Source organism: Pseudomonadota bacterium (assembly GCA_039033415.1).
Lineage (GTDB): Bacteria > Pseudomonadota > Gammaproteobacteria > Xanthomonadales > SZUA-38 > JANQOZ01.
In genome coordinates this window covers 141210-164103 of the sequence record JBCCCR010000006.1, presented here as the reverse complement: position 1 = coordinate 164103, position 22894 = coordinate 141210, and the positions used below count along the sequence as shown (strand labels likewise).

The following is a 22894-nucleotide window of genomic DNA, read 5'->3' as shown; positions in this document are numbered from 1 at the left end:
GGCGGAGAACGGCATTGTCTGCCCCGACCCGCCGAAGAGCCATGGATCAACGGGGGCCACAGTCCGGCCGACGCGCATTTGGTAAGCTACCTTCCGAGGGGAGAAATAAGAAGAAGTAGGGAGCAGCAGCATGGATCTGAAGCTTTACTCATACTGGCGCAGCAGCGCCGCCTATCGGGTCAGGATTGCGCTGAATCTCAAGGGACTCGAGTACGACCTGGTGCCGATCCACCTGCTGCGTGACGGGGGAGAACATCATCGGGCGCCCTTTCTCGAGCTGAATCCTCAGGGTCTGGTGCCGGTGTTGACCGATGGTGGGAGGGTCTACCGTCAGTCCATGGCCATTCTGGAGTACCTCGATGAGGCCTATCCCGAAGCGCCTCTGCTGCCGTCAGAGATTCGCGCTCGCGGTCGGGTGCGGTCGCTGGCGCAGATCATCGCCTGCGACATTCACCCGTTGAACAACCTCCGTGTCAACATGTATCTCGACAAGGAGCTGGGCATCAAAGGCAAAGATCGGGTTCAGTGGATGAATTACTGGATGACCGAAGGCTTCTCAGCCTTTGAATCGATGCTGGCCGGCAGCCCCACCACGGGCGAATTCTGCGAGGGTGATACGCCGACGATGGCCGACTGTTTTCTGGTCCCTCAGGTGTACAACGCGCGGCGGTACGGCTGCGATCTCACCCCCTTTCCGCTGATCATCGACATCTGCAAACGCTGCGAGTCGCTGGCGGAGTTTCGGGTAGCCGCCCCGGAAAATCAGCCCGACGCTGAAAGCTGACCGGCAAGGCACGCGCGAGCGGCCGAGCAAAAAGCGAACCAGCAGCAGCGCTTTCGTTCAGCTTCGGCGTTCGATGCTGAAGCCCGCCAGGTAGGCGAGCAGCTCGGTGTCGCCAGGCAGCAACGTGAGCTGATCCCGGGCTTCCTCCACCAGCCGGTTGGCCATAGTCCGGGAGGCGTCCAGCCCGATGCAGGCAGGGTAGGTGGGCTTATTGCTGTCGCTATCAGAGCCGGACGGCTTGCCCAGTTCTTCGGTGCTGCCCTCGACGTCCAGCACGTCATCATGGATTTGGAACGCCAGCCCCACGGCTTCGCCGTAGGTGGTCAGCGCGGTTACGTGCGCAGCATCGGCGCTATAGAGCAGCGCCGGGAGCGCCAGTGAGCAGCGTATGAGGGCGCCGGTTTTCAGCCGGTGCATCCCGGAAAGCTGATCGAGCGTCAGCGTTTTGCCAACCGCCGCCAGGTCGACGGCTTGACCCCCGGCCATCCCCACCGATCCGCAGGCGTCCGCCAGCGCGGTCACCGCCACGTCGGCTTTGTCGGCGGCGCCTTGCACCAGCACCCGAAAGGCCAACGCCTGCAGGGCGTCACCCGCGAGAATGGCCAGGGCTTCGTCGAACTGTCGATGGACTGAGGGTTTGCCACGCCGCAAGTCGTCGTCATCCATCGCCGGCAGGTCATCGTGGATCAGCGAGTAGGCGTGTATTAGCTCCACCGCGGCTGCGATGTCGTCCACCTGGCGATCGTCCACCTTGAGAGCCGCGGCGGCACCATAGCTGAACAGGGGTCTGATTCGTTTACCGCCGTTGAAAACAGCGTAACGCATCGCCTCATGAAGCCGCTCCGGCGCGACGTCGGCGGTCGGCAGATGCGTCGCAAGTACGTCGTTAATTTGCCGGGTTAGCGCATCAATCCGAGTCTTCAAGCGGCCCGGCTCCCTCGTCGGCGGGTTGTTCCAGCAGCGTATCGACACGCAGCTGGGCGGCATGGAGGGCCACCTGGCAGGTTTTGGTCAGCTCCATGCCCCTTTCAAACTGTGCCAACGAATTCTCGAGCGTGAGCTCACCACTTTCCATCTGCTCCACCAGCGTTTCCAGCTCGGCCAGCGACTGTTCAAAATCTGGTGTGGAATCCTTTTTTGCCATCATGGTCTCGTGGTCTGATCAAGCGACGCATAATGGAATTGCCGGCGCCGAATAGCAACCGTTGCCGACCTCATGCGCTACACCGATTTCCAGGTCAGCTCCTGCTGGCGCTCACTTAGGAACGCCGCCAGGCGTCGGCTGCGCCACGCGTTACCGATCTGGACCAACAGTTCACCCTGAAAGACCAAGGGGGTCGCGGCGCGTGACCAGGGTGGAATACCCAGCTGCTGGAAAATTTTGCTCAAATTTCGGTGTTGACTATCACCCTCCCGCTTCACCGAGCGTCGAAGCAAACCGGTCGAAACCGTGAGCTCGGACAGCGGCTCCTCGCCCTGCCAGGTGAGCTTCGATCCATCGGGTAGCGTCAACGCAGGCTGGCTGGCCGGGGTCCAACGCAGCGTGTTGAGGGTGGAGGACGGTTGCGGTTTGTGGCGTACCAGAAAGAGATGGCGGCGATAGCTCCGCAGGTGGTGCTTCGCCAGCGACAGTTCGGGGTGGCGGTCGTCGGCGCAGGTGGCGCGCTGCTGGAGCAGCTCGCGGAGCCGGCGTGCCGGCGGTAGTTCGACGCCGTGGGTTGTCAGCCAGCGCTGCAGCACCAGGACCTGCGTCTCAAGTGATAGCGGATCCAGTGCCTCTGCGCTGATCGAAGTTGATGGCTCCGAGTGGACCGACAGGTGACGATCGACGAGCTCGTCCAGCGCTGCCGCGGTTTGGCTCTGGCGCTGGGCGGTGGCGGCGAGACTGGCTGCCGCGTCGGGCCAACGCTCAGCCAGCGTCGGCATGATGTGCTGTCTCAGAAAGCTGCGCCGCACCTCGGATGACGCGTTGGTCGGGTCTTCGAGCCAGGCAAAGTCGGACTTTTTGAGCAGAGCGATCAACGTTTCTCGCGACACGGCCAGCCACGGTCGGCAAACCTGGCCCCTACCCAGCGGTCGGAGGCGCGGGATGCCCGCAAGCTCGTGGCTGCTGCCGCCGCGCAGCGCAGCGAGCAGCACCGTTTCGGCCACGTCGTCAGCGTGGTGGGCCGTTAGCAGCACATCGTCCTCGCTCAACGCCTGAGCCAGCAGCGCGTAGCGGGCGTCCCTCAGCTGACCTTCGTTCGGCTGGCTGGGCAGCTGGTCGCTGGGGACAGCCAAACACTCAAAACGTACATCGAGTTTCTCGGCCACGTCGCGACAGTGTGCGGCCCAGCGATCCGAATCAGCATGAATGCCGTGATTGACATGGACCGCGCGCAGAGGTCCCCGGAAACACTCGATGGATTGCAGCAGCAGTGCGGTGGAATCCGGCCCCCCGCTGAAGGCGACGATGACCCGCTTGGGCTTCAGCTCGGCGAAGGCCCGTTGCAGTAGCTCGACGGGCTGGTCAGTCACCCTTGAAGCGACCGAGAGCCATCAGCCGCTGGTAGCGTTCGGAGAGGAGAGAATCGGTGTCCCGCGCTGCGAGATTCTCCAGTTTGGTACAGATCGCCGCCTGGAGCGTGCTAGCCATAGCCTTCGGGTCTCGGTGTGCACCACCGAGAGGCTCGGGCACAATCTCGTCAATCAGCTTGAGCTTCTTCAGCGCTTCGGAAGTGATTCCCATAGCGCTGGCGGCGTCCTTGGTCAGTACGAGCTTTTCCAAAGGATCGACGCACAGCCCTCCGGTGAAATCACCGAATAGGTGCTGTACTCCAGCATCATCAGGTGGTCGCCGACCCCAATGGCCAGGGCGCCACCGGAGCCCCCTTCGCCGATGACGCAGCAGATGATCGGCACGCGCAGTCCCGCCATGACCTGGAGGTTCTTAGCAATCGCCTCGCTCTGGCCGCGTTCCTCAGCCCCGATTCCGGGATAGGCGCCAGGCGTATCGATCATCGTGACGATCGGCAGGCCGAATCGTTCCGCGGTCTCCATGAGCCGCATCGCCTTGCGGTAACCCTCGGGCCGCGGCATGCCGAAGTTGCGCAGGACCTTTTGTTTGGTGCTGCGTCCTTTCTGCTGGCCGATCAGCATGACCCGATGTCCACCGAGCCTCGCTAGCCCGCCGACGATGGCCGGGTCGTCTTTAAACGCCCGGTCGCCGTGCAGCTCATGGAATTCTTCGGTCAGGTGCTCCACGTAGTCGAGGGTATAAGGGCGGTTTGGGTGCCGGGCCAGCTTGGAAATTTGCCAAGCATCGAGACTCGAGAAAATGGACTCGGTTTTGTTGCGCAGCTTTTCCTGCAGCCGCTCAACCTCTTCCTCGATGTTGATAGCGTTGTCAGAACTGACGTTACGGAGTTCGTGGATCTTGGTCTCCAGCTCCGCGATTGGCTGTTCAAAATCCAGGTAGTTGGCTTCGGATTGCGTCATGCGGCTAATTATACGCGTTATCGGTTTCCAGAAGCTCGCTGAACAGCAGCCGAGCGCCGGCCACGCCGGGGACGCCGGTCAGTCCTTCGAGCAGGCTCCGGGTGGGTTTGACGTTGAAGGCATCGCCGAGCTGGATGTGAGCTTCGGCCGTGTCGTTGTGGTAGCTCAGCACGACGGGCGTATTGCCCGGCTGGTGAGGCAGCAGCGTCTCGCGCAGCGCTGCGAGATCCAGCTGGGTGCGATTGAGCGTCAGGCGCAGAGCGCGAGCGTAGCTAGCGAGCGTGTCGTCGATCGTCTTCAGTCGCTCAACGCGCATCTTGACGCTGCCGGAGACGTCGTCCGGCAGCAGGTTTCCCTCAGCGACCACCAGCTGGTCATTGTTCAGCAGCTCAACGTTCTCACCCATCGCTTTGCCAAAGAACGCGAGTTCAATTCTGCCCGTACCGTCATCAAGCTGGGCAAACGCATTGCGCTCGCCGCGCTTGCGCAGCCCCATGATCAATCCGGCGAGGGTCGCCGGAACGCCGCGTCGGTTGTCGCTGTTGAGCTTGCCAAAGCGCTTGTCGATCCCGCCCAGCGGACAGTTGACCACGTTTTCCAGCGAGGACCGGTAAGGGTCCAGTGGGTGGCCCGACAGGTAAAGCCCCAGCGTGTCCCGCTCGCCGCGCAGGCGGCGGTCGTCGTCAAAATCGGCCAGCACGGTCAGGGTCGGATCGGCCTTCGCGACCGGTGCCGGCGCGCCAAACAGATCGCTCTGGCCGGCGGCTCGATCCCGGGCACTTTGCTCCGCCGCTTTCATTACCTCCGGCAGGGAGGCAAAGAGGGTGGCCCGGTTCTGGCCCAGGCAGTCCAGCGCACCAGCCATGATCAGGGCCTCTAGGCCCCGCTTGTTGAGGCGGGACATATCCACTCGGTTGCACAGCTGAAGCAGGTCGGTAAAAGGCCCGTGTTGATCGCGTTCCTCGATGCAGGCATCGATGGCGCTGCGCCCGAGGCCTTTGATCGCACCCAGGCCGTACAGCACCTGATGATCGTCGAGGGCCTTAAAGGCATAAGCGGACTGATTGACGTCCGGCGCTAGCAGCTCCAAGCCCATTTGCTTGGTGTCGTCGATCAGCACAACCACCTTGTCGGTATTGTCCATATCCGCGGACAGCACCGCCGCCATGAACTCGCCGGGATAGTGGGCTTTCAGGAACGCGGTCTGGTAGGACAGCAGCGCGTAAGCGGCGGAGTGCGACTTATTAAAACCGTAGCCGGCAAACTTTTCCATCAGGTCGAAGACCGACTCCGCCAGGGCGCCGTCGATCCCCCGGGCGGTAGCGCCGTCAACAAATATGGATCGCTGCTTGGCCATTTCCGCCGGCTTCTTCTTACCCATCGCCCGACGCAGGATGTCGGCGCCGCCGAGCGTATAGCCGGCCATCACCTGGGCGATCTGCATCACCTGCTCCTGATAGAGAATGACGCCGTAGGTGGGTTCGAGAATCGGCTCGAGCTCGTCGTGGGGGTAGCGCACCTCCTGCCGGCCGTGTTTGCAGTCCACATAGGTGTCCACCATGCCGGAGTCGAGCGGCCCGGGTCGGTACAGCGCCACCAGCGCCACGATGTCGTCGAAGCTGCCGGGCTGCAGTCGGCGAATCAGCTCTTTCATGCCCCGAGATTCGAGCTGGAAAACGGCGGTGGTCTGGCACGCCTTGAGCAGGTTGAATGCTGCCGCGTCGTCCATCGGCAGGGAGTCGACGTCGAGCGCCGGCTGGTCGGGCCGATGATTGATGGCGCTCACGGCCCAGTCGATGATGGTGAGCGTACGCAGGCCGAGGAAGTCAAACTTCACCAGGCCGATGGCCTCAACGTCGTCTTTGTCGAACTGGGAAACCACACTTTCACCCGCCGTCTCGCTGTAGAGCGGGGTGTAGTACTCCAGCGGGCGTGGTGCGATCACCACGCCGCCGGCGTGTTTGCCGGCGTTGCGGGTCAGCCCTTCGAGGGAGCGCGCGGTTTCCATGAGCTGCGCCACGTCGTCGTCGGTATCGACCCTTTCGGCCAGCTCGGCCGATTCTTTCAGCGCGCCTTCCAACGTAATCCCCAGCGTGTTGGGAACCAGCTTGGCGACCTCGTCGACAAAGCCGTAACGCAGACCCAGCACCCGGCCTGCGTCACGCACCACGGCTTTTGCCGCCATCGTGCCAAAGGTGATGATCTGCGAAACCTTCTCACGTCCATAACGTTCGGCAACGTACGCGATCACCTCATCGCGACGGTCCATGCAGAAGTCGATATCGAAGTCGGGCATGGACACGCGCTCTGGATTCAGAAAACGCTCGAAGAGCAGGTCGTGGTCCAGGGGATCGAGATCGGTGATGCCGAGTGCGTACGCCACCAGCGACCCGGCGCCTGATCCGCGCCCCGGTCCGACGGGAATCGACTGCTGGCGGGCCCAAGAGATGAAGTCTGCGACAATCAGAAAATAGCCGGGAAACCCCATCTGGCCAATGACGCTTAGCTCGTGACTCAGCCGCGCGTCGTAGTCGGCGCGGGCGATCGAGGTGGGCGGTCGAGACTGGAGACGTTCCTCGAGCCCCTGCAGCGACTGCTGTTCCAGATAGCTGGCCTCGGTTTGCCCATCGGGCAGCGGGAACGCGGGCAAAAAGTACTGGCCGAGCTCCAGGTGTAAATTGCACCGCTGCGCCAGCTCCGCCGTGTTCTCCAGCGCTTCCGGCAGATCGTGAAACAGCTCCGCCATCTCGCGAGCCGAACGCAGATACTGCTGATCGGAATAGTCCCGCGGCCGGCCGGGGTCGTCGAGCAGCCGACCCTGGTTGATACAGACCCGGGCTTCGTGAGCGGCGTAGTCCTGCATCGTTAGAAAGCGGACGTCGTTGACCGCCACCACCGGGCACTGGTGAGCATGAGCCAGCTTGAGGGCCTGCTCCAGATACTCTTCTTCGCCGGGCCGCCCAACGCGCGAGATAGCCACGTAAAGCCGATCGGGCAGTGCCGCTGCCCAGCGCGCGAGCGTGTCGCTGGCGCGGTTGGGTTTGCCGTCCGCCAGCAGGCGCCCCACGGGACCCTGCTGCTGGCCGGTCAGCACAATCAGCCCGTCGTTATGCGTCAGCAGCCACTCGGGGTCCACGCAGGGCAGGGCGTGTGACTGGCGTGTCGCAAAAGAGCGAGACAGCAGGGCCGACAGGTTGCGATAGCCGGTTTGGTTCTGGCACAGCACCGTGCAGCGCGCTGGGCTGTCGGCCTCCTCGTCCAGCAGCCAAAGATCGGCACCGGCGAGAGGTTTGATGCCGGCACCCTCCGCGGCCCGCACAAACTTCACCAGCCCAAACAGGTTGTGCTGATCGGTCATTGCCAGGGCCGGCATCTCCATCGCAGCGGCCTGCTGAACCAGCGGTTTGATCCGCAGCGTGCTGTCGACCAGCGAATACTCCGTGTGGAGCGACAGATGGGAAAACCAGGGGGTCACAGGAGCTCTCCCTGAATCATCGCTCTAACCGGCGCAAAGCTGGAGCGATGCAGCGGGGTAGGTCCCAAGGACCGCAGCGCGGCCAGGTGCTGCGGCGTGCCGTAGCCCTTGTGGCTGGCGAAGCCGTACTCGGGATATTGGCGGTCCAGCTCGGTCATGAGGTCATCACGGGCCGTTTTTGCGAGGATCGATGCCGCACCAATACACTTCACCAGCGCATCACCACCCACAATCGCTTTGCAGGGAAGCGTCACGTCAGGCGTTCGGTTGCCGTCGATCAGTACTTCTGCCGGCGGCTGCGCCAGGCGCTCTACGCAGCGCTTCATCCCGAGCAGCGTTGCCTGAAGAATGTTGATTTTGTCGATGGTCACAACATCGATCATTTCGAGGGTGTAGTCCAGCGCGCCGGCGCGGATCTTTTCCGCCATCTCCGCACGCTGCGGGGCACTTAGCTTTTTCGAATCATCTACCCAATCCCAGTTGAGGTCGGGATTGAGCACCACCGCGGCCACTGCGACTGGTCCGGCCAGACAGCCCCGGCCTGCCTCGTCGACGCCCGCAGTGTTCACCGCGACCCTCCACGTTCGGCGAGAAAGGCGGCCACCTCGTCGCCGGCGCTGGTGTCGGAGCGAAGGCTTTGATGAATTTCGGCAAATCGTTGGATCATATGGCTCCGGCGCGGCGAATCGGAGAGCAGCGCCAGCGCTTCCTCGGCCAGACCCTCGGGGGTCGCCGCAGCCTGCATCAGCTCGGGGACCAGCCGCTCTCCGGCCAGCGCGTTCGGCAAAGAAAACTGGTCGACCTTCATCATGCGGGTCACTCTTACGATCAGGTGGGTGATCGGCGAAATCCGGTAGGTGACCACCATCGGCGTCTTGCAAAGCAACGCCTCCAGCGTGGCGGTGCCGGAGGCGATAATGGCCGCATTAGCGGCGCAAAGCGCGGTGAAAGATTGTCCCTCCAGCAGCTCGACGCGATCCCCCAGCCCCTCGGCTGCCAGCATCTGGCTGAAGCGCTGTCGCGTGGCGGCCGTTGCGGTGGGGGTGACAAACCGCACCTCCGGCTTCTCGGCCAGGATGCGTCTCGCGGCGGCGGCGATCACCGGACCGAGGCGCTTGATTTCGCCGCCGCGGCTGCCGGGCAGCAGGGCGACCAGCTGCACGTCGTCCGGGATGCCCAGCTCCCGGCGAGCCGCGGCGCGGTCGGGTTCGAGCGCCACCGCCTGCGCGCTTGGATGGCCAACAAAGCGGGCCGGGACCTGGTAGCGCTCATAGATCTGCGGTTCGAAGGGAAACAGGGTCAGCATCAGATCGATACAGCGCCCAATTTTTCCAGCGCGGCCCTGACGCCAGGCCCAGATCGAGGGGCTTACATAGTGCACGGCGGGGATGCCTGCTGCCTTGAGCTTTCGGGCCAGTCCCAGATTAAAGTCCGGTGCATCGATACCAATGAAACAGTCCGGCGGGTCGTCCAGCATACGCTGCCGAATGGTCCGGCGCAGACGCAGGAGTTCCGGCAGGTGTCCCACCACCTCGGCAAAACCCATCAGGGCGAGCGCCTGACAGTCGTACCAGCTTTCGACGCCGGCAGCGTTCATCGCCTGGCCGGTAATGCCCGACAGCTTGACGTCCGGGTATCGGGCCCGTAGCTGACTTGCCAGGCCGGCACCCAGCCGATCGCCCGAGGATTCTCCGGCGACCAGCACGATGTGGCGCGGATCGGTGTTGCTGCTGACCATGCTCTAGCGCAGGATGCTGCGCTGGCTTTTCTGAATAAACTCCACCATGGGCGCCACTTCCTCCCATTCGGCGGCGAGCTCGCGGATCTGTTCCAGCGCCTCGCTCAGCGGCCGGCCCTGGGTGTACAGCATTTTGTACGCGCGCTTGACGGCCGCGATCTGCTCAGCGGAGAAGCCGCGTCGACGTAGCCCCTCCGAATTGATCCCGCGCGGCTCCGACATCTTGCCGGCGACCACCACGTAAGGAGGCACGTCCCGGTTGACGCTGGCACCCATGGCGGTGAACGCGTTTCGCCCGACCCGGCAGAACTGATGGATGAGGGAAAATCCGCCCAGGATGGCGTGGTCTTCGACCTCAACGTGGCCGGCCAGGGAAGCGCAGTTGGCGAAGGTGGTGTCGTTGCCGATGATGCAATCATGGGCGATGTGCACATAAGCCATGATCCAGTTTCGATCGCCGATGCGGGTGACTCCGCCGCCGCCCACCGTGCCGCGGTTGATGGTGCAGTACTCACGGATCGTGTTGCCGTCGCCGATTTCCAGCCGGGTGTCATGCTCGGGTAGAAACTTCTTGTCCTGTGGCTCTTCACCCACCGACGCGAACTGAAAGATCCGATTGTTTTTGCCGATGGTGGTGGGCCCTTTGACCACCACGTGGGGGCCGATCACCGATCCTGCGCCGATTGTGACGCCGGGGCCGATAAACGAAAACGGACCAACTTCGACGTCCTCGGCGAGCTCCGCTGTGGAGTCCACCACCGCCTGTGGATGAATCATGTAGCGCTCCGCTCAGCGCACAGGATCTGCGCGCTGGCCACCTTTTCGCCGTCAACCTCCGCGGAGCACTCGTACTGCCCCATGTTGCGCAGCATGCGCTTCAGGCGTACTTCCATGTGCAGCTGGTCCCCGGGGCCGACGAGCCGGGTGAAGCGAGCATTGTCGATCTTCACCAGATAGAACATCGGGCTATCCTGCGGGTCGTCGATCGTATTCAGGTAACACAGAACGCCAGCACACTGCGCCATGGCCTCGAGGATCAGCACGCCCGGCATCACCGGATGGTCGGGGAAATGGCCCTGGAAAAACGGCTCGTTGATCGTGACGTTTTTAATGGCCTTCACCCACTTGCCGGTCTCGTAGTCCACCACGCGGTCGACCAGCAGAAAAGGGTAGCGGTGCGGAAGCGCCCGGAAAATGGTTTCGATATCCACGACCTTACTGTTGTTGTCTTTGTCAGTCACTGGGAGTCCTTTTCAAGTTTAAGCAGGCGCCGGGCCAGCTGATCGAGATTGCGCAGCCGCGCCACGTTGCGGCGCCAGGTGCTGGCGGGCTGAAACGGAATGCCGGAGGAATAGGTGCCGCCGGGTTCCTTGATGTCGTGCGTCACCATGGTCATGGCGGTCACGGTCACGCCGTCAGCGACCTTGATGTGGCCGGCGAATCCGGCGCCGCCGGCAACCATGCAGTTGCGACCGATTCGAGCGCTGCCGGCGATGGCAACACAGCCCGCAATAGCGGTATGGGCACCGATAAAAACGTTGTGGCCGACCTGGATCTGGTTATCCAGGCGGACGTCGTTCTCGAGCGTCGTATTATCCAGCGCGCCGCAGTCGATGGTGGTGTTCGCGCCGATCTCGCAGTCGTCGCCCAGCTCAACGCCGCCCAGCTGCGGCACTTTCACCCAGCCGGACGCATCGCGGGCGAGCCCAAACCCGTCAGCCCCCAGCACGGCGCCGGGGTGGATGATCACGCGCTGACCCAGCTTGACGCGACTGACCAGCGTGACCTGCGCCGTGAGCCTGCTGTTGTCACCAATGACGCAGCCGGGGCCAACCACGCAGCCGGCGCCGATAAAGACGTTGCGCCCGATGGTGACGCCAGGCTCGAGGACACTGTTGGCGCCGATCCAGCACCCTTCGCCCAGCGTTACGTTTTCGCCGACGACGGCGCTCTGATGGACGCCGGGAACGAAGTGCCCACTCGGGTCAAAATTGGCTGCACCGCGGGCGTAATCCAGGTAGGGATCGGGGCTGATGATGACACCCCTGCTGTACCCCTCGCTGTCTTCCTCGCGCAGAATCACGGCGCCGGCCTGGCAGTCGTGGAGGTCCGACCGGTATCGTGGGTTGGCCAGAAAGCTGAGATCGCCCTCGCCGGCGCGGCTGAGCGTCGCGCAGCCGCTTAGCGGGAGATCCGGGTCGCCGCGAAACGGTCGACCGAGCTGATTCGCCAGCTCCTTTAGCGTCAGGGTAGGGGGTTCTGGGTGCATCTAGGCTGCTGGTCAGTTGACCGCCGTCGACGGGATGCGACTGGCTTCCTCCAGCCGTTCCAGCAGACGCTGGGTCAGATCGATGGACTCGGAATAGTAGATGGCCGGCGAGGCGAGGATCAGGTCATACCCTTCGTCTTTGGCATACCGCTCCACGACCACGTAGATTTCGTCTCGGAGCCTCTTCAGCTGCTCATCGTGCGCCAGCGACACGTCTTCAGCGAGGTCTTCCTTGGAGCGCTGGACGTCACGGCGCAGATTGCGTATCTGCCGCTCCAGGGCCTGGCGACGCTCTTCGCTCATCACGGCGGTGTCCCTCACCAGACGGTCCTCCAGCTCTTCCAGCTCCTTTTCATTGGTGTCGATTTCCAGGTAGCGGCCCTCAAAGCGGGCCTGCAGCGCTTCTTTGCGGATCTTCCGCTGGGGGGAGCTCTCCAGCAGGAATTCAAAGTCTACGTAGCCGATTCGACCGGGGGCTGAACCCTCAACCTCCTGCGCCTGCGCGACTCCTGACAGCACAGTAATGCCTGCCAGGAACGCTGCCAGCAGCAGTCGAAGAGAAATTGGCCGCTTGCTCAAATCACCGAAGACCGTTCGTACAAGGACCGTATGCTAGCAAAAACCCGTTGCTCAAGTCCTTGAACGGTTGCCGGATTCAGCGCATCGAGAAGCTAGAAAAAATTGCCAAAGGCAAACTGCAGCGTCTCGGTTTCGTCGCCAGGTTCGTCGTTCAGCGGCGCAACCAGGTTGATAATCACCGGACCGACCGGCGCCTGCCACTGGAGTGACAGCCCGGTGGTATAGCGCATCTGGCCCGCGTCGAACGCATCCAAATCTTCGTAGACCTGGCCGAAGTCGACAAACCACGACAGGCGGGTTGTGTTGCTGTTCTTAGCGAACGGTATCGGGAAAAACAGCTCAGCGGAGCCGGTAATTTTAAGGTCGCCGCCGATTGGACGGGGGTTTGGGTCGAAGATCGGCTCACCAGTATCGGGATTTTCTCCCAAGACTCGTGCCACCCTCGGTCCTAGCGTATTGTCTTCGTAGCCACGGACCGACCGCACGCCGCCGGCAAAAAAGTGTTCGAAGAACGGCAGACCGAACTCCGAGTCTCCGGCGTCGCCGTAGGTGTCGCCGTAGCCGAGGTCACCCGACAGCGCGAAGGTGAAGCTCCGGCTCAAGGGGAAATATTTGCGGGCGTTATACGACATCTTGAAGTATTCGATCGTGCTGCCCGGAACTGCAATTTCCAAACCCGCCCGCTGAATGGACCCACGCGTTGGGCTGAAGAATCGATTTCGAGAGTCGCGGGACCAGAGCAGCTCGGTACGCAACGTGAGCGCGTTGTCGATCGTCCGGTAACCGGTTTGATCAGGCGGCTGGTCTGCCGGTACGTCTGCCGGTGAGAAACAGTTCGGGTCGATCGCCGTGACCGGCGGGCCGGGGTCTGTCCGAAGGTCGCAGTACTCACCGAGATCGTAAAACACCAGTTCCTCAAAGATATCGGGTCCAACGCCCAGGAACGGCGTGATCGCCGTGTCCTCGACGCCGATCAGCAGCCTCACGCGATCGACTTCGGTGATGGGTATGCCGAAGCTCGTGGACAGCGCCTTGGTATCCGCCAGGTAGCTGGCGATGTTCGCTTCGCCCTGATCGAGCTCCCGGATACTGAGGTTGTATCCGCGGCTTACCCCGTCTTCTGTCCAATAGGGATCGACGTAGGACAGGTCGAAGCGGCTGAAAAACCTCGAATTCTGCAGGCTGACCCCAGCCTGTTTGCCGGAGCCCAGGAAGTTCTCCTGGTTAATTGACAGACTGCCGAGAATGCCCGTTACCTGGGAGAAACCTAGACCAAAGGTGAACGAACCGGCGGTACGTTCTTTGATCGCGATATTGACGTCCACCTGATCTTCCGAAACGCGGGGCGTTTCGATGTTCACCTCTTCGATGAAGCTGAGTCGCTGCAGGCGCAGTCGTGATCGATCGACCATGAACTGAGAAAACACCGACCCCTCAAACTGGCGCATCTCCCGGCGCAGCACCTCGTCCTTGGTCTTGGAATTACCCGTGAAGTTCACCCGCCGCACGTAAACACGCTGCCCGGGATCGACCAGCAGCGTAAGCTTTACGGTTTTGCTCTCTTTATCGATATCGGGAATCGGATTGATGTCGGCGAACGCGTAGCCGACGCCTGACAGCCGCTGGGTGATGTTTTCGGTGCTGGCCTCCAGCAGCCGACGGGAGAAGGTCTGTCCTTCTCGCAGCACAATGAATCGGCGCAGGTCTTCCTCCGGGAGAACCAGATCGCCGGTAATCTGGACCTCGGATATCGTAAAGAGGTCGCCCTCGCGAACGTTGGCGGTGATGTAGATGTCTTTGCGGTCGGGGCTGATGCTGACCTGCGTGGACTCGATCTCAAAATCGATGTAGCCGCGGTCCATATAGTACGACTGCAGTGACTCGAGATCCCCCTGAAGCTTCTCCTGCGAGTACTGGTCATCCCGGGAGTACCACGACAGCCAGTTGCCGGTACTCGACTCAAAATCCTCCAGGATTTCCTCATCGGTGAAGACCGTGTTGCCCACGACGTTGATGTGCTTGATCGTGGCCGCGTCACCTTCGGTGATTTCGATGTTGACGCGGACGCGGTTGCGCTGCAATTCGTCCACCGACGCGTCGACCAGCACGTTGTACTTGCCTCGGTTGTAGTACTCCTTCGTCAGGCTCTGCTGCACACGTTCCAGCGTTCGGCGTTCAAAGACGTCACCCTCCGACAGGCCAAAATCCGATAAGGCTCGGAGCAGGTCTTCAGATTTGATGTCCTTGTTGCCCTCGAGGCTGATTTCGGTAATCGCGGGACGCTCGCTGACCCGGACCACCAGGATATTGCCCTCGCGGTCAAACTCGATGTCTTCGAAAAAGCCCGTGCGGAACAGCGCCTGCATGGCGTCTGCGGTCTTGTCGTCGGTCAGCGTATCGCCAACCTCAACCGGCAGATAGTTGAACACAGAGCCCGCGGAAATACGTTCCAGCCCCTCAACACGGATATCGGAGATTTGGAACGGCTCAGCTGCGCTGATACAGACGCTGACCAGCAGCAGCATGAGCCCGATCGGCCATTGGCGCGCCGCCAGGCTTCGTTGATGGTTATCCATTTTCTGCAACACCTTTCTAGTCACGCCCTCGTTTTACCTAAGGCCGCCTGCAACGGTGCGCAGTTTACCCTGCCTGGGCCCACAGTTGTGGTGTTCAGCGCGATTTCCTGCCGTGCCGGCTGGCGAGGCCGAAGCTACGACATTAATCGTAAAATATCGTTATAAAAGGTGAGCGTCATCAGGCCAAACAGCATCGTCAGCCCGACGTATTGGCCGGCGATCTGGACTCTTTCGGAAACCGGTTTACCGGTGCCCCATTCAATTAGGTTATAGAACAGCTGACCGCCGTCGAGCATCGGTATGGGCAGAAAGTTCAGAATAGCCAGCGACAGGCTCAGCACGCCCAGGAAAAAGAGAAAGCGGGACAGGCCAAGGCGCGCGGAATCCCGGGCGTATTGTGCAATGGAGATTGGTCCGGAAAGATTCTTGAGGGATGCAGAACCGGTCAACATGCGCCCGATCAGCCCCACGGTTGCGGTGGTGATGCGATAGCTTTCTGAGAAGGCTGCGCCAACGGACTCCAGCGGTCCGTACTGAAAAATCGTCCAAAAACGCTTGTCTTCGGGGTCGTAGGGGTAGAGACCGAGCACATATCGCTGCTCTTCGCCACGGCCCGTCAGCTGAGGCTGCACGTCAAAGCGCATCCGCGTCTCCCCCCGTCTGACGACAACCTCCAGCGCCTCGTCGGGTCTGGCGTGACGCTGCACCGCCTCCGACAGGGCCAGCGAGGTGCTGACCGGGTCACCCCCGACAGTAAGGATCAGATCACCGGCCTGGATGCCCGCCTGATCAGCCGCGTCACCCTCGATAACCCGGTCGATAAAGGGTCGACCTCGAGAAGTGTGCAGGTTCAGACCGGTCTCCTCCAGCAGCTTTTCTTCGTTGAAGTCGTCCGGCAGCCGGGAAAGCTCGAGCTCAACCGTTCGCTGCCGGCCCGCCGCGTCTTCAGCGACGATGGTCACGTCGCGTCGGTCCAGCGCGTGGCCGAGGAGTTCGATGCTGGCATGCGTCAGCGTCTGGGTCTCGTTGCCGTCGACGGCAACCACCTGGTCACCACGCTGGAGCCCCGCCCGCGCCGCCAGACCGCTGGTGTCGCCGAGCAGGAGCCGGAGCTCCGAAACGCCGACCATAAACATCAGCCAGAAGGCGAACAGTGCAAAAAAGAGGTTAAAAATCGGGCCGGCAGCGATGATCGCCGAGCGTTGGCCCAGCGATTTGGCGTTAAAAGACTCGTGCCGCTCGACGGCCGCCACTGGCGTTTCGCGCTCGTCGAGCATTTTGACGTAACCGCCGAGGGGCAGCGCGGCCAGCACCCACTCGGTGCCGTTGCGCCCCACACGCCGCATCAGGGGCGCACCAAAGCCGACGGAAAACCGCAAAACCCTGACGCCGCAACGGCGAGCCACCCAGTAGTGACCAAACTCGTGAAACGTGACCAGAAGGCCTAACGCCACAATCAGCCACCAGACCGAGCCGAGAAATTCACCCATGCCTTGCACTTCCTATGATCTGTTGTAGTTCTTAAGCCCCATGACGCCACTTTTCAATAGGCCATCGGTTGGAGTGACCTCAGCGGAGCCAGTTAGACGCCGCTCTGAATCATCGGCCGGGATACCCCTCGGCCTCACTTAACGTCCAGGCACCAGGCTTGAGTGTCGGTCGAAACGGTTGAAGAAACCGTCGACGCCGGCCAGTGCCGGAGCGGTGCACCTTATTATTGGCGCTAACGCGGTCTGAAAAGCGACCCTCTTCTAGCCCAGGACCCTACCACCTCGTCAGCAATAGACCACAAAGGAAAAACGGCGCAGCGGCAAACGCGCTGTCGAACCGGTCGAGAATTCCGCCGTGGCCCGGGATGACGCGGCCGGTGTCTTTGAGCTGCCGCTGGCGCTTAAGTACGCTGATAAAGAGATCGCCCACCACAGAGATCGCGGCGGTCACTGCGGCCAACAAAAAAAGCCAGGCCCCAAGCTGCACTTCGTCGATCATGGCTTCGGGTAGATACCTCAGCAGCGCGGCGCAGGCCGCCGCCACGAGCAGCTGCCCGCCCAACACCCCTTCCCAGGTCTTGCCGGGACTGATGGTGGGCGCCAGCTTGTGGCGGCCGAACAGCCGACCGGCAGCGTAGGCACCAACGTCGGCGGCCCAAATAATCAGCAGGAATACGATTGTCAGGCCCACCCCGTAGGCGAATTGGTGGATGCGGGAAAGGCTCGTTGCGGCCGCCACCAGGACCATGAAACCCAGCGCCAGCTTGATCAGTCGCGCCGCACCGTCAGGCGCGCTCAGAAACTGGGTTTGTGCCAGCCAGCAGAGATTGAGAAGCCAGATGAGCATACCCAGGGATATGACGATCGGCGTCCACGCATGGTCAGCCAACAGCACCAGCGCCAGCACGGCGCCAGCGACCAACGCTCCCAGCAAGGCGCGCGTCGCGGGGTTTTCACTACCGGCGAGGCGGCCCCACTCCCAGCCTCCGACAGCGCCGAGCGCCGCGACAAAAAAGGCGTACTGCGCTTCATCGGCATACCAGACGATCGCCAGCATCGCCGGTGCAAACACCAGCGCGGAGATAACGCGGACGAGGAGTTCCAAGCGATTAACCTGTCAGATGGGTTTGCCGGCCTCAGCCGGCAGAGCGACAGGCCAGGGTCACCCGTTGCCCACCTGTTTTGGCGTCGGGACACGACCGAAGCGGCGCTGCCGAGACGCGTAGTCGTCTAGCGCCAGCTGAAGCTGTGCCGGGCCGAAATCCGGCCACAGCGTCTCGCAGAAATAAAGCTCCGTATAGGCGAGCTGCCAGAGAAGGAAATTGCTGATGCGCTGTTCACCGCCGGTGCGAATCAGCAGGTCGGGTGAGGGCAGGTCAGCCAGGGCAAACTCGGCTTGCAGGCTGCGTTCATCGATCTCTTCCGGTGCCATTTCGCCGCGTGCCACCTGCTCCGCCAGCTTCCGGGCGGCCTGCGCGACGTCCCAGCGGCCGCCATAATTTACGGCGATGGAAAGCGTCAAGCCGTCGTTGGCTTCCGTCTTGCGTTCGGAGAGCGCCATGCCGTGACGCAGGTCAGGAGAAAAGGCGGTGAGGTCACCGATGAACCGCAGTCGCACCTTATTACCATGCAGCTCGTCCACTTCGCGATTGAGCGAGCGCATGAACAGATCCATCAGGCGGCTGACCTCGTTGGCGGGCCGGTTCCAGTTCTCGCTGGAGAAAGCGAAGAGCGTGAGCGCCTCGATACGGCGTTCCGCGCACACACGGACCACCTCGCGGGCGGCCTTGACGCCTGCCTGATGTCCAAAGGACCTCGGCCGGCGGCGGCTTTGCGCCCAGCGGCCATTTCCGTCCATGACGATCGCGATGTGGCGGGGAAGATTCACGGCGGGTTGAGACCTTTGCTCAGATTTCCATCAGCTCGGCGTCTTTGGCTTTGACGACCTCATCGATCTGAGCCACAAACCGGTCGGTGAGCTGCTGGATCTCGGATTCAGCGCGACGCTCATCATCTTCGCCGATCTCTTTTTCCTTCTGGAGGTCTTTCGCCATGGAGATCGCATCGCGGCGAACGTTCCGAACCGCAATCTTGGCGTTTTCTCCCTCGTGGCCGACCACTTTGGTCAGCTCTCTGCGCCGCTCTTCAGTCAACGGTGGCAGGATAATGCGGATCGTGGTTCCCGCCGTGTTGGGGTTGAGACCCAGGTCGGACTCCATGATCGCTTTTTCGATCTTCGCCACCATATCTTTTTCCCAGGGCTGCACCGTCAACGTCCTGGCGTCGCTGATGGAAACGGAGGCGGCCTGAGAAAGGGGCACGTCGCTGCCGTAATAATCCACCTTGAGGTGGTCCAGCAGGCTGGTATGGGCGCGGCCGGTGCGAATCTTGGTGAGCTCTACCTTCAGGTGCTCAACGGCTTGAGTCATCCTCTTTTCAGCGTCTGCCTGAATCTCCGTGAGCATGTTGAAAGCCTCCCATGGCAAAAATATCTCGCCAGTCTAGCAAATTGCGGGCAGGGCACCGCCTGCCGTGGTTGGCCGCGTTTAGGCGACCAGCGTGCCGATCGGCTCTCCCTGCATGATCCGCAGCAGGGCGCCAGCGTTATTGATGTCAAAAATTCTTAAAGGCACCGACTGGTCTCGGCACAGGACAATCGCCGAGGTGTCCATGACCCGCAGATCTTTTTGAATCACCTCGTCGTAGGATAGCCGTTCAAACCGCTCGGCGTTAGGGTTGGATAGCGGGTCTGCGGAATAAATTCCGTCAACTTTTGTTGCCTTTAGCACCAGATCAGCGCCGATTTCCACCGCGCGGAGGCTGGCGGCGGAGTCGGTGGTGAAGAAGGGATTCCCGGTGCCTGCCGCAAAAAGCACCACGCGGCCCTTTTCCAGATGCCTGATCGCTCGCCGGCGAATGTAGTCCTCGCAGACCTCGTTGATCTTGATCGCCGACATCACGCGCGCCGTGACCGAGATTTTTTCGAGCGCATCCTGCATCGCCAGCGCGTTGATGACGGTCGCCAGCATGCCCATGTGGTCACCGGTGACGCGATCCATGCCGGCGGCGGCGAGGCCGGCGCCACGGAAGATGTTTCCCCCTCCGATGACAATGCCGACCTGCACCCCGAGCGCTGCCACCTCCCGGACTTCCCGGGCGAGCCGCTGAATCACCAGCGGGTCAATGCCGTAATCCTCATTGCCCAGCAGCGCTTCGCCGCTGAGCTTAAGCAGGATACGCCGGTACTTCAGAGGCTCAGCGTCCGCCATCAGGTGTTGTCGTCGCCCAGCTGCTTGCGCACTTCCTCAGCGAAATTTTCTTCGACCTTTTCGATGCCTTCGCCCACCTCCAGCCGATGAAACTCGACCACCTTCGCGGCGTGTTGCTTGAGCAGCTTCTCCACGGTCTGATCGGGGTCTTTGACAAAAGGCTGCCCGAGCAGCGTGATCTCAGCCAGGTGCTTGCGGAGCCGGCCGCCAACCATCTTTTCGATGATCTCCGGAGGCTTGCCAGATTCGGCGGCCTGGGCGACAAGGATCTCTTTCTCTTTTGCCACCTCAGCCTCAGGCACGTCGTCGGCGCTGATGTAGGCTGGATTGGTCGCCGCGATATGCATCGCCACGTCTTTGGCCAGCTCGTCAGAACCGCCTTCCAGCGCGACCAGCACGCCGATTCGACCACCGTGGATGTAGCTGCCGACCACGTCTTGACCGGCAATCCCTGCGAGGCGTCGAACCTGGATGTTTTCGCCGATCTTCGCAACCAGTGCCTGCCGTGCTTCCTCGAGGGTCGCGGCGCCGCCCGCAGGCAGGGCCATCAGGGCAGTCACGTCCTCGGCGCCGCCGAGCGCCGCCTGTGCAACTTCGTCAGCAAACCCGAGGAAGTTGTCGTCTTTCGCGACGAAGTCAGTTTCGCTGTTCACCTCCACCAGCACGGCGCGGTCGCTGCTGGTGGCCGTGACAATCTGCCCTTCAGCTGCAACTCGACCGGCTTTCTTGTCCGCTTTGGCCAGACCCGTCTTTCGCAGGTGTTCGGCGGCTGCTTCCAGATCACCGTCGGTTTCCACGAGTGCTTTCTTGCACTCCATCATGCCAGCGCCGGTGCGCTCGCGCAGTTCTTTGACCAGTTTGGCTGGTACAGCCATGATCGTTTCTCCGTTTGTTTAGATTGCCGACGCGCCCGAATCAGGCGTCGTCGTCAGCTTCAGCTTTCTTGGCGGCCGTCTTCTTCGCGGCGGTTTTCTTAGCCACTTTTTTCTTGGTGGTCTTCTTTGCCTGCTTAGGCTCGGCAGCTTCCTCTGCATCAGCCTTGGGCGCCTCAGCGGCAGCCTCGGCTGGTGCGTCGGCGCTCGCCTCTGCTTCGGCCGGCGCATCGCCTTCAGCAGCGGCCGGTTCCGGCGCAGCTTCAGCGGCTGCTTCAGCCTCTTTGGTGGCCTCCGGGGCAGCGGCTTCCTCGGCGTCAGCTTTCACCGTCTTCGGCTTGCTGGCCGTCTTCTTCCGAGGCGTCTTCTTGCGTGCAGGCTTAGCGGCCTTGACCGGCTTACCGTCAGCGTCGAGCTCGACAAACTCGTCGGACCCTTCCTCGGCCTGGGGCACAGACGCTCGACCTTCCAGGACCGCGTCAGCCACGAGCTGCGTGTAGAGCGTAATCGCGCGGATGGCATCGTCGTTGCCGGGGATGACGTAGTCGACCTCGTCCGGGTCGTTGTTGGTGTCGACGATCCCGACAATCGGAATCCCGAGCTTGCGCGCTTCCTGCACCGCGATGTTCTCGTAGCCAACGTCCACAATAAACAAGGCGTCAGGCAGGCCGTTCATGTCTTTGATGCCGCCCAGGCTCTGCTCGAGCTTGTCGCGCTCGCGGGTCAGCGACAGCACCTCTTTCTTGATCAGGCGCTCGAACGATCCGTCGCCGGCCATCTCTTCGAGCTCCTTGAGCCGCTTGATCGACTGCTTGACGGTGCGGAAGTTGGTCAGCATGCCACCGAGCCAGCGGTGCGACACGTGTGATACGCCGCAGCGCACAGCCTCTTCGCGAACCACGCTGCGGGCGGCGCGCTTGGTGCCCACAAACATGATCTGGCCGCGGCGCGCAGCGACGCCGCTGATGAAGTTCAGCGCGTCTTTCAGCAGCGGAAGGGATTCTTCCAGGTTGATGATGTGAATCTTGCCACGGGCTCCGAAGATGAACGGGGCCATCTTGGGATTCCAGTAGCGGGTCTGGTGACCGAAGTGTACGCCGGCTTCGAGCATCTGGCGCATGCTAATACTAGGCATGTTGTCTTACCTTTCATGACGCGAGGCATCGCCCTGCGGTCGGCAGTCGATGATCCTCTGGGTTAGTCCTCCGCAGACCCCATGCAGCAACCCGTTGTATTGCCATTAAGCTGGCGTCGGGCACCCCGCTGCACGTGTCGGCCTGCGTGTGAATTTACCGCGCAGCTTTGCGCGGCGCGCGAATTATAGAGGTCTGGCGGGAGCGGGGCAAGCGGGCGCTGGCCAAGTTTCGCACGACCCTCTCCGGCGGCGCCGACGCCTCGTGCAGGGTGCCGCAGGCCTTGGGGCGCCCCGGTACTGGTTCGACTGACGGCATTTGCTTACCATAGGCGTCCGAAATGACGCGACGGGTCGCCCGGTTTTTGCCCGTTGATCAGCACACAAAGGTCAACCCCAGACGCAATGTCCATCACCCTGAAATCGCCAGAGCAAATCGAGAAGATGCGAGTCGCCGGTCGGCTGGCCCGTGAAGTGCTGCACATGATCGAGCCTCACGTTCAGCCTGGCGTCACCACCGAAGAGCTCAATCAGCGCTGCCACGACTTCATCGTCAACGAGCAGCAGGCAATTCCCGCCCCGCTTAACTACCGCGGCTTTCCCAAGTCGATCTGCACATCCGTCAACAACGTGATCTGCCACGGTATACCGGGTGATAAAAAGCTCAAGAATGGCGATATCGTCAACATCGACGTGACCGTGATCAAAGATGGGTTTCACGGCGATACCAGCAAGATGTTCGGCGTGGGTGAGACCGGGGTTCTGGCGAAACGGCTTTGTAAGGTCGCTCACGAAGCGATGACTATCGGCATTGAAATGGTCAAGCCCGGTGTGCGGCTGGGTGACATTGGCCACGCGATCCAGGCGCATGTCGAGAAGAATCGCTTTTCTGTGGTGCGCGAGTACTGCGGTCACGGGATCGGCGAAATCTTCCACGAGGACCCGCAGGTCCTGCACTACGGCCAGCCAGGAACCCGGGAAGAGCTGATTCCCGGCATGACGTTTACCATCGAGCCCATGGTGAATGCCGGCAAGCGCCAGTCCCGGCTTTTGCCGGACGGCTGGACGGTGGTCACCAAAGACCGCAGCCTCTCGGCCCAGTGGGAGCACACGATCGGCGTAACGGATGACGGTTTCGAGGTCTTCACGCTGGTTGAAGGAGAATCCATCTGATCCTGCCGTCGGCCGGTGAGCAGGCTGACATCGGCTGGGATTGGCCGCCCCTCGCCGACG

Annotated in this window: 19 protein-coding genes and 2 pseudogenes; 2 read left to right on the top strand and 19 right to left on the bottom strand. The window is 61.9% G+C overall.

Annotation, left to right across the window (positions count from 1 at the left end; translation table 11 throughout):
* Positions 1-136 precede the first annotated feature (136 nt).
* Positions 137-784, top strand: a complete 648-nt coding sequence (gene maiA / locus AAF358_06605; GenBank protein MEM7705204.1) for a maleylacetoacetate isomerase — start codon at positions 137-139, stop codon at positions 782-784.
* Positions 785-841: 57 nt separating this feature from the next.
* On the opposite strand, the gene AAF358_06600 is transcribed toward maiA, so the two are convergent.
* The 19 genes and pseudogenes from AAF358_06600 to rpsB form a co-directional block, all read right to left on the bottom strand.
* Positions 842-1708, bottom strand: coding sequence for a polyprenyl synthetase family protein (locus AAF358_06600; protein MEM7705203.1), 867 nt, complete (start codon positions 1706-1708; stop codon positions 842-844).
* Positions 1692-1928 carry an exodeoxyribonuclease VII small subunit gene (locus AAF358_06595; GenBank protein ID MEM7705202.1) on the bottom strand — a complete coding sequence of 79 codons (237 nt, stop codon included), beginning with the start codon at positions 1926-1928 and terminating at the stop codon, positions 1692-1694. Before AAF358_06595 ends, AAF358_06600 begins: the two co-directional genes overlap by 17 nt.
* 77 nt (positions 1929-2005) lie before the next feature.
* The gene (gene tilS / locus AAF358_06590; protein ID MEM7705201.1) at positions 2006-3301 is read right to left on the bottom strand and encodes a tRNA lysidine(34) synthetase TilS; all 1296 of its coding nucleotides are present in this window, start codon (positions 3299-3301) and stop codon (positions 2006-2008) included.
* A pseudogene (locus AAF358_06585) lies at positions 3294-4261 on the bottom strand (acetyl-CoA carboxylase carboxyltransferase subunit alpha). Before AAF358_06585 ends, tilS begins: the two are co-directional and overlap by 8 nt.
* Before the next feature lie 4 nt (positions 4262-4265).
* Positions 4266-7736, bottom strand: coding sequence for a DNA polymerase III subunit alpha (gene dnaE, locus AAF358_06580; GenBank protein ID MEM7705200.1), 3471 nt, complete (start codon positions 7734-7736; stop codon positions 4266-4268).
* Positions 7733-8305: a ribonuclease HII gene (locus AAF358_06575; GenBank protein MEM7705199.1), complete on the bottom strand. Its 573-nt coding sequence runs from the start codon at positions 8303-8305 to the stop codon at positions 7733-7735. The genes dnaE and AAF358_06575 overlap by 4 nt, the downstream gene beginning before the upstream one ends.
* On the bottom strand, positions 8302-9474 hold the full coding sequence (lpxB, locus tag AAF358_06570; protein ID MEM7705198.1) for a lipid-A-disaccharide synthase: 1173 nt from the start codon (positions 9472-9474) through the stop codon (positions 8302-8304). Before lpxB ends, AAF358_06575 begins: the two co-directional genes overlap by 4 nt.
* A 3-nt stretch (positions 9475-9477) precedes the next feature.
* On the bottom strand, positions 9478-10251 hold the full coding sequence (gene lpxA, locus AAF358_06565) for an acyl-ACP--UDP-N-acetylglucosamine O-acyltransferase (GenBank protein MEM7705197.1): 774 nt from the start codon (positions 10249-10251) through the stop codon (positions 9478-9480).
* A complete protein-coding gene (fabZ, locus tag AAF358_06560; GenBank protein ID MEM7705196.1) occupies positions 10248-10715 on the bottom strand; it encodes a 3-hydroxyacyl-ACP dehydratase FabZ in 468 nt (155 codons plus the stop codon). The genes lpxA and fabZ overlap by 4 nt, the downstream gene beginning before the upstream one ends.
* Positions 10712-11743, bottom strand: coding sequence for a UDP-3-O-(3-hydroxymyristoyl)glucosamine N-acyltransferase (gene lpxD / locus AAF358_06555; GenBank protein MEM7705195.1), 1032 nt, complete (start codon positions 11741-11743; stop codon positions 10712-10714). Before lpxD ends, fabZ begins: the two co-directional genes overlap by 4 nt.
* A gap of 12 nt (positions 11744-11755) precedes the next feature.
* The gene (locus AAF358_06550) at positions 11756-12322 is read right to left on the bottom strand and encodes an OmpH family outer membrane protein (GenBank protein MEM7705194.1); all 567 of its coding nucleotides are present in this window, start codon (positions 12320-12322) and stop codon (positions 11756-11758) included.
* Positions 12323-12414: 92 nt separating this feature from the next.
* Positions 12415-14898, bottom strand: coding sequence for an outer membrane protein assembly factor BamA (gene bamA, locus AAF358_06545; GenBank protein MEM7705193.1), 2484 nt, complete (start codon positions 14896-14898; stop codon positions 12415-12417).
* A 134-nt stretch (positions 14899-15032) separates the two neighbouring features.
* Positions 15033-16388, bottom strand: coding sequence for an RIP metalloprotease RseP (gene rseP / locus AAF358_06540; protein ID MEM7705192.1), 1356 nt, complete (start codon positions 16386-16388; stop codon positions 15033-15035).
* A gap of 274 nt (positions 16389-16662) precedes the next feature.
* Positions 16663-17493 carry a phosphatidate cytidylyltransferase gene (locus tag AAF358_06535; protein MEM7705191.1) on the bottom strand — a complete coding sequence of 277 codons (831 nt, stop codon included), beginning with the start codon at positions 17491-17493 and terminating at the stop codon, positions 16663-16665.
* A gap of 57 nt (positions 17494-17550) precedes the next feature.
* Positions 17551-18276: a polyprenyl diphosphate synthase gene (gene uppS / locus AAF358_06530; protein MEM7705190.1), complete on the bottom strand. Its 726-nt coding sequence runs from the start codon at positions 18274-18276 to the stop codon at positions 17551-17553.
* Positions 18277-18295: 19 nt separating this feature from the next.
* Entirely contained in the window at positions 18296-18853 is a 558-nt protein-coding gene (gene frr / locus AAF358_06525; protein MEM7705189.1) for a ribosome recycling factor, read from the bottom strand.
* A gap of 81 nt (positions 18854-18934) precedes the next feature.
* On the bottom strand, positions 18935-19657 hold the full coding sequence (gene pyrH, locus AAF358_06520) for a UMP kinase (GenBank protein MEM7705188.1): 723 nt from the start codon (positions 19655-19657) through the stop codon (positions 18935-18937).
* Complete coding sequence (tsf, locus tag AAF358_06515) at positions 19657-20535, bottom strand: translation elongation factor Ts (protein ID MEM7705187.1); 879 nt, start codon at positions 20533-20535, stop codon at positions 19657-19659. Before tsf ends, pyrH begins: the two co-directional genes overlap by 1 nt.
* Positions 20536-20971: 436 nt before the next feature.
* Positions 20972-21664: pseudogene (rpsB, locus tag AAF358_06510) on the bottom strand (30S ribosomal protein S2).
* Between the two features lie 402 nt (positions 21665-22066).
* Between rpsB and map the strand changes: the two are divergent.
* Positions 22067-22834: a type I methionyl aminopeptidase gene (gene map, locus AAF358_06505; protein ID MEM7705186.1), complete on the top strand. Its 768-nt coding sequence runs from the start codon at positions 22067-22069 to the stop codon at positions 22832-22834.
* The last annotated feature ends 60 nt before the right edge of the window (positions 22835-22894 follow it).